The sequence below is a fragment of the Polynucleobacter sp. genome, assembly GCF_044342855.1.
Taxonomy (GTDB): domain Bacteria; phylum Pseudomonadota; class Gammaproteobacteria; order Burkholderiales; family Burkholderiaceae; genus Polynucleobacter.
In genome coordinates this window covers 1-5,129 of the sequence record NZ_JBIIPA010000045.1, presented here as the reverse complement: position 1 = coordinate 5,129, position 5,129 = coordinate 1, and the positions used below count along the sequence as shown (strand labels likewise).

Here is a 5,129-nt window from a genome sequence, read left to right as displayed (position 1 = left end):
CTTGTTTGAGGATGGCCATGATTTGGCTATCGGTAAAGCGGGAGGTTTTCATAGAATTTCCTTTAAATCAAACAACTTAGAAATTCTACTTTTAACTCAGGTTAAGGGGCGGGGGTATTACCGGATCATCCAAAACCACTGTTTATTAGACAACTGTCTAATAAAGTGTCTAATAAGAAAAAGAAAGGCTCTCGGGTAATGAACCTGAGAGCCTTATAAGTACTGGTGGGTCGGGCGAGATTCGAACTCGCGACCAACGGATTAAAAGTCCGCTGCTCTACCGACTGAGCTACCGACCCAGTAAGACAGAAATTATAGCAAGAACTTGGTTAGCCTTGCCTCGGTTTGCTGAGTTTTCCCTCTACGCCTTGTAGTTACAAGAGCGCTACGTGTTTGCCCGTCTAGCAACTGGTGGATTTTTGGAGAAATAGTCCTTAATTCCCCTCAAAATAGCCTCTGCAATACGGTCTTGGTAGGCGTCGTCATTAAGGCGAGCTTCTTCCTGAGGGTTACTAATAAAGGCGGTTTCTACCAGGATGGATGGGATATCAGGGGCCTTGAGAACCGCAAAGCTGGCTTGCTCAACCTTCCCTTTGTGTAGCGGTGCAAATCCACTAATTTGCTTCAGAATCGACGCGCCCACTTGTAGTGAGTCTTTGATCTGGGCTGTGGTCGACATATCTAGCAATAGATTCGCTAATTGCTTATCTTGGGTTTTGATATTGATGCCGCCAATGAGGTCGGAGGCATTTTCTTTGTTAGCCATCCAGCGGGCGGTAGTGCTACTAGCACCCATTTGAGATAAGGCGAATACTGAAGCTCCTTTTGCTCTTGGCTCAATAAAGGCATCCGCATGAATGGAAACAAACAGATCTGCTTCTACTCGACGTGCTTTTTGTACGCGAGTATGTAGCGGTACAAAGTAATCCCCATCTCTAGTTAAAAACGGACGCATGTAAGGATCATTTTCAATCTTGTCACGCAAACGTTTAGCAATTGAAAGCACCACATGCTTTTCTTTGGAGCCCATGGTGCCAATTGCGCCTGGATCTTCTCCGCCATGACCAGCATCGATTGCAATAGTGATGAGTCGTTTATGTTTTGCTTGCGCAGGAGGCTCCTTCAGATCTGGAATTGCTTGAGCTACCGGAGCCCTTGGGGCATCCTTTTCTTTTTTGGTGGCGAACTGTGCAATCAGGTCAATCTCTTCATTAGCTTTTTCTAGAGCACTTTCTTTGCGGGCACTGCTCTTGACTAATTCCATTAAAGGATCGGGCGGGGTCGCTGGGTAGAGGTCGAGCACCATACGGTATTGATACTCAGCAATGGGATCTAGCGTAAAGAGCTGAGGTTTAACTGGCTCTTTAAGGTCAAATACTAAGCGCACCATGCCAGGCTGGAATTGACCCACTCGAATTTGTGAAACATAAGGATCGTTCGGTTTGACTTTGGCAACCAAGTCTTTCAGAGTGGAATTCAGTTCCATGCCTTGAACATCTACCACCAAGCGATCGGGGTTGGTGAGTAGTTGTTGGGTAATGGGCAATGCTTTATCTGATTCCAGGGTGATGCGCGTGTAATCCTCTGCAGGCCAAATACGTACACCCAAAATCTTGGATCCCCAAGCGATCTCTGCCTCGCTGAAGAAGAGGATAAAGCCCAACATCTTTGCTGAAGTTTTGAGATGCTTCCTTCTGGTGGAATTAATCAGGGGCTTACTCATCTCTATTGGGTTTGCATCTTTTCGATAACAGCCATTCCTTGGGTAGAGTTGGCTTTGAAACTAATATCTCTTGCATTCTCGTCATCGGCAGCAAGGAGATGAATTTCAATATCAAAAGCGGGTAGGGTGCCTTCGGCTTTTTCTGGCCACTCCACTAAACAGAATCCGGGCTCATCAAAATGTTCTGCAAAGCCAGCTTCTTGCCACTCTAGCGGATCTCTCATGCGGTAGAGATCGAAGTGGTGTGCTGTGATATTTGTAGCAGTGGATGGATTACTGCTATTCATTTGAATGGGGTAGGGCTCGCACAAGGTGTAAGTGGGGCTCTTGACTCGACCCTCATATCCCAGGGCTTGTATTAGATGGCGAGCAAAGGTGGTCTTGCCGGCCCCCAGATCACCCTCTAGGGAGATATTGAGGTGAGCGCTTTGATCCGCTTGGAAAAGAAGGCTGAGGCTGCTGGCAAGCTTTTGCGCTAAAGCAGTGGTATCCGCTTCTTGCCTACAATATTGATTAAATGAATTCTGAGCCATTTGCCTAGTTTATTCAATTATTAAGCTACATTCTGTATTCCCAATGACTTCTTCCCAAATACTGAACCCTGTTGATCAGGCCAATCTGCGTGAATGGCTAGATGAGCAGTCTCGCGCATTGGGTTTTGATGGTTTGCGCATTACCGATACCCATCTTGGAGTGGCTACAGACAGGCTTCATGAGTGGTTAGAGCAGGGTCGCCATGGTCAGATGGAATACATGGCTAAGCATGCAAATGTGCGCTCTGATCCGAGCATGCTGGTTCCAGGAGCTGTCAGGGTCATTTGCGTCACCATGAATTACCTGTCACCCACCATTGATTTTGACCATGAGTGGGACAGATTGCGTGATCCTTCTCAAGCGGTAGTCTCGATGTATGCTCGAGGGCGCGACTATCACAAGGTTATGCGTAATCGTTTGCAAGAATTTGCACAGCTGATTGAAAAGAAAATTGGATTGTTTGGTTATCGTGTCTTTACGGATTCAGCGCCTTTAATGGAGGTCGAGTTGGCTCGTAAAGCGGGCTTAGGCTGGCGAGGTAAACATACACTGCTGCTAAATCGTGAATCCGGATCGACATTCTTTTTAGGTGAAATCCTAGTGGATGTCCCACTACCGATTGATCAAAAAGAGGAATCACATTGCGGTACTTGCCAAGCTTGTATAGATGTTTGCCCAACTCAGGCAATTACTGCGCCTTACCAATTAGATGCGCGACGCTGCATCTCCTATTTAACGATTGAAAATCCGGATGCCATTCCGGTAGAGTTTCGTAGGGCGATGGGTAATCGTGTTTACGGATGCGATGACTGTCAATTGATTTGCCCTTGGAATAAATTTGCGCAAAGATCTACATTGCCGGATTTTGCTGAGCGTCATGGTCTTGGCAGAGCAAGTCTCTTGCAACTTTGGTCTTGGACTGAAGATGAATTTGACAAGCGTCACGAGGGCAGCGCCATCCGCCGTATCGGTTACTCTCGCTGGCGCAGAAACTTAGCAGTGGCTATGGGCAATGCTCTAGCTGATAGCGCTGTACCTGAAGCAGATAAAGACTTGCTGCGAAGAGTTCTGAGCGATGCTTTGCCCATGTCAGATGCCTTGGTGGCAGAGCATATTGAGTGGGCACTAGGCTCCTAAGCCCGGTTTGAAAAGTTTGTTTACATCTCACTTACAATGATTTAATGTCATCAACCGATCAACCTTACATAGACCCTAGTGAAATTGCTCTAGAGGGTTCGGCAGCCCAGCGTTTTAAAAATCGCAGTGATGCTTTCTGGACCGGCATTCGAGATGCTGCAGGAGCGCCAGCCATGGTCTTGTTTGCTGGGATGGTAGGTTTTGGGGCGATGGGTAAAACCAATGGCATGGATGCTTGGTTTACTGGGGCAACTAGTTTCTTAATGTTTGCCTTGCCTGGCCAAGTAGTTTTGTTGGAAATGGCGATTACTGGGTCATCAGTCTTGGCAATCATTTTGGCCGTTTCCCTGACTTCTACTCGCTTTATCACGATGACGGTAACCCTCTTTCCGCAGTTCCATGAGAAAGATCGCAATCATCGCCTCTATGCTTCGGTGCATTTGTTAGCAATGACCGCTTGGGCTATCTCGATGCGCGAGTTTCAGACGATGGAAGCAAAGCATCGCCTGAGTTATTTTGTTGGCTTGGGATTGTTGTGTTGGCTCATCTCTATTCCAGGAACTATCTTGGGGTATTTTCTGGCAGGCATGGTTCCCGCGGCAATTACGCTTGGCCTCGTTTTCATCAACCCATTATTCTTTTTACTGACCTTTACCGAGGTCAAGCCCTGGATTAATCGGATTGCAATTGGCTTGGGATTTGTGCTTGGGCCTTTTTTCTTCATCTTGGATCGCGATACCAGCTTACTCACTACTGGCCTAGTAGCAGGAACCGCTGCCTACTTCTTTGATCGTAAAGTATTGCGTAAGAAAGCAGGGGTCGTCAGCTGATGAATGCTGCTCTTCAAGGATGGGGTTTATGGATTGCCTTAGCGGGCGCCACAATCGGGACATACTTCTGTCGCGCGATTGGTGTCCTACTTGCGAAGCGCATTAATCAAGAAAGCGAGATCTTTCGCTGGCTTGCAGCAGTAACTTATGCAATGGTTGCTGCCTTAGTTGTCAGAATGATTTTGATGCCGATTGGCCTTTTAGCAACTGTGCCCGTATGGATTCGGATTCTCATTTGTGCACTCAGTATCGGCGTGATGGTATCTAAGCCAACACGCCGTCTCGTTCCAGCCCTATTGACTGGAGCGCTGTTGATGCTCGCTTACGGCGTGATGCGCTAAGTCAATTGCTCCAGTAATTTGGTTTAAAGATGGGCCGCCAGAATTTTGGCAATATGCACAGCATCTTTTTGCGTGCCATCGGCAATCTGGTGGCGACAGCTTGTCCCATCTGCAACTACCCAACTATCTGGCGCTTTACGTATTGCAGGCAATAGGTTGGCTTCTGCCATTTGCTTAGAGACCTCAATGTGCTCTGCTTCATAACCAAAGCTACCTGCCATGCCACAACAAGAAGACTCAATAAGCTTAGGCTCCGCATTGGGGATTAGCTTTAAGAGTTCCATTGCTGGCGTAACAGCAGCAAATGATTTTTGATGGCAATGCCCATGAAATAAGACGGGGCGCGAAGCAGGTTTTAATTGCAGCTTGAGATTCCCACTCTTTACTTCGCTAGCCAAGAACTCTTCTAAAAGCTGTACATGCTGACTTACAGTAACTGCGCGTTCACCAAAGCCCATCACCAATGAGAACTGGCTCAGCAAATCTGAACACCCCGATAAGTGAATTCTCTGCTATTTTGATAGGCCTCATAGGCCAGAAAGTAGAGAGAGTAAATGGCAAGAC

General features: G+C 47.2%; 6 protein-coding genes and 1 tRNA gene. 3 read left to right on the top strand and 4 right to left on the bottom strand.

Features of this window, described 5'->3' with window-relative positions:
- Positions 1 to 223: 223 nt before the first annotated feature.
- The 3 genes from ACIQZ3_RS10415 to tsaE form a co-directional block, all read right to left on the bottom strand.
- Positions 224 to 299, bottom strand: a tRNA-Lys gene (locus ACIQZ3_RS10415).
- An 86-nt stretch (positions 300 to 385) separates the two neighbouring features.
- Positions 386 to 1,723: an N-acetylmuramoyl-L-alanine amidase gene (locus tag ACIQZ3_RS10410; RefSeq protein WP_397392878.1), complete on the bottom strand. Its 1,338-nt coding sequence runs from the start codon at positions 1,721 to 1,723 to the stop codon at positions 386 to 388.
- Between the two features lie 2 nt (positions 1,724 to 1,725).
- A complete protein-coding gene (gene tsaE, locus ACIQZ3_RS10405; protein ID WP_397392876.1) occupies positions 1,726 to 2,256 on the bottom strand; it encodes a tRNA (adenosine(37)-N6)-threonylcarbamoyltransferase complex ATPase subunit type 1 TsaE in 531 nt (176 codons plus the stop codon).
- Positions 2,257 to 2,299: 43 nt separating this feature from the next.
- Here tsaE and queG point away from each other — a divergent pair, with 43 nt between their 5' ends.
- The 3 genes from queG to ACIQZ3_RS10390 are packed head-to-tail and all read left to right on the top strand — an operon-like array spanning position 2,300 to position 4,565.
- Complete coding sequence (gene queG, locus ACIQZ3_RS10400; RefSeq protein WP_397392874.1) at positions 2,300 to 3,394, top strand: tRNA epoxyqueuosine(34) reductase QueG; 1,095 nt, start codon at positions 2,300 to 2,302, stop codon at positions 3,392 to 3,394.
- A 44-nt stretch (positions 3,395 to 3,438) separates the two neighbouring features.
- Positions 3,439 to 4,224, top strand: a complete 786-nt coding sequence (locus ACIQZ3_RS10395; RefSeq protein WP_397392872.1) for an AzlC family ABC transporter permease — start codon at positions 3,439 to 3,441, stop codon at positions 4,222 to 4,224.
- Positions 4,224 to 4,565: an AzlD domain-containing protein gene (locus ACIQZ3_RS10390; RefSeq protein ID WP_397392870.1), complete on the top strand. Its 342-nt coding sequence runs from the start codon at positions 4,224 to 4,226 to the stop codon at positions 4,563 to 4,565. Before ACIQZ3_RS10395 ends, ACIQZ3_RS10390 begins: the two co-directional genes overlap by 1 nt.
- A gap of 23 nt (positions 4,566 to 4,588) precedes the next feature.
- Here ACIQZ3_RS10390 and ACIQZ3_RS10385 read toward each other — a convergent pair whose 3' ends face one another.
- Positions 4,589 to 5,047 (bottom strand): (Fe-S)-binding protein, encoded by a 459-nt coding sequence (locus ACIQZ3_RS10385; protein ID WP_397392868.1) that lies wholly within the window; start codon positions 5,045 to 5,047, stop codon positions 4,589 to 4,591.
- Positions 5,048 to 5,129: the final 82 nt, after the last annotated feature.

Bases quoted from the DNA above. Each gene is read 5' to 3' on its own strand.
- ACIQZ3_RS10410 (WP_397392878.1), bottom strand. From the start codon at position 1,723: ATGAGTAAGCCCCTGATTAATTCCACCAGAAGGAAGCATCTCAAAACT.
- ACIQZ3_RS10390 (WP_397392870.1), top strand. From the start codon at position 4,224: ATGAATGCTGCTCTTCAAGGATGGGGTTTATGGATTGCCTTAGCGGGC.
- queG (WP_397392874.1), top strand. From the start codon at position 2,300: ATGACTTCTTCCCAAATACTGAACCCTGTTGATCAGGCCAATCTGCGT.
- ACIQZ3_RS10395 (WP_397392872.1), top strand. From the start codon at position 3,439: ATGTCATCAACCGATCAACCTTACATAGACCCTAGTGAAATTGCTCTA.
- tsaE (WP_397392876.1), bottom strand. From the start codon at position 2,256: ATGGCTCAGAATTCATTTAATCAATATTGTAGGCAAGAAGCGGATACC.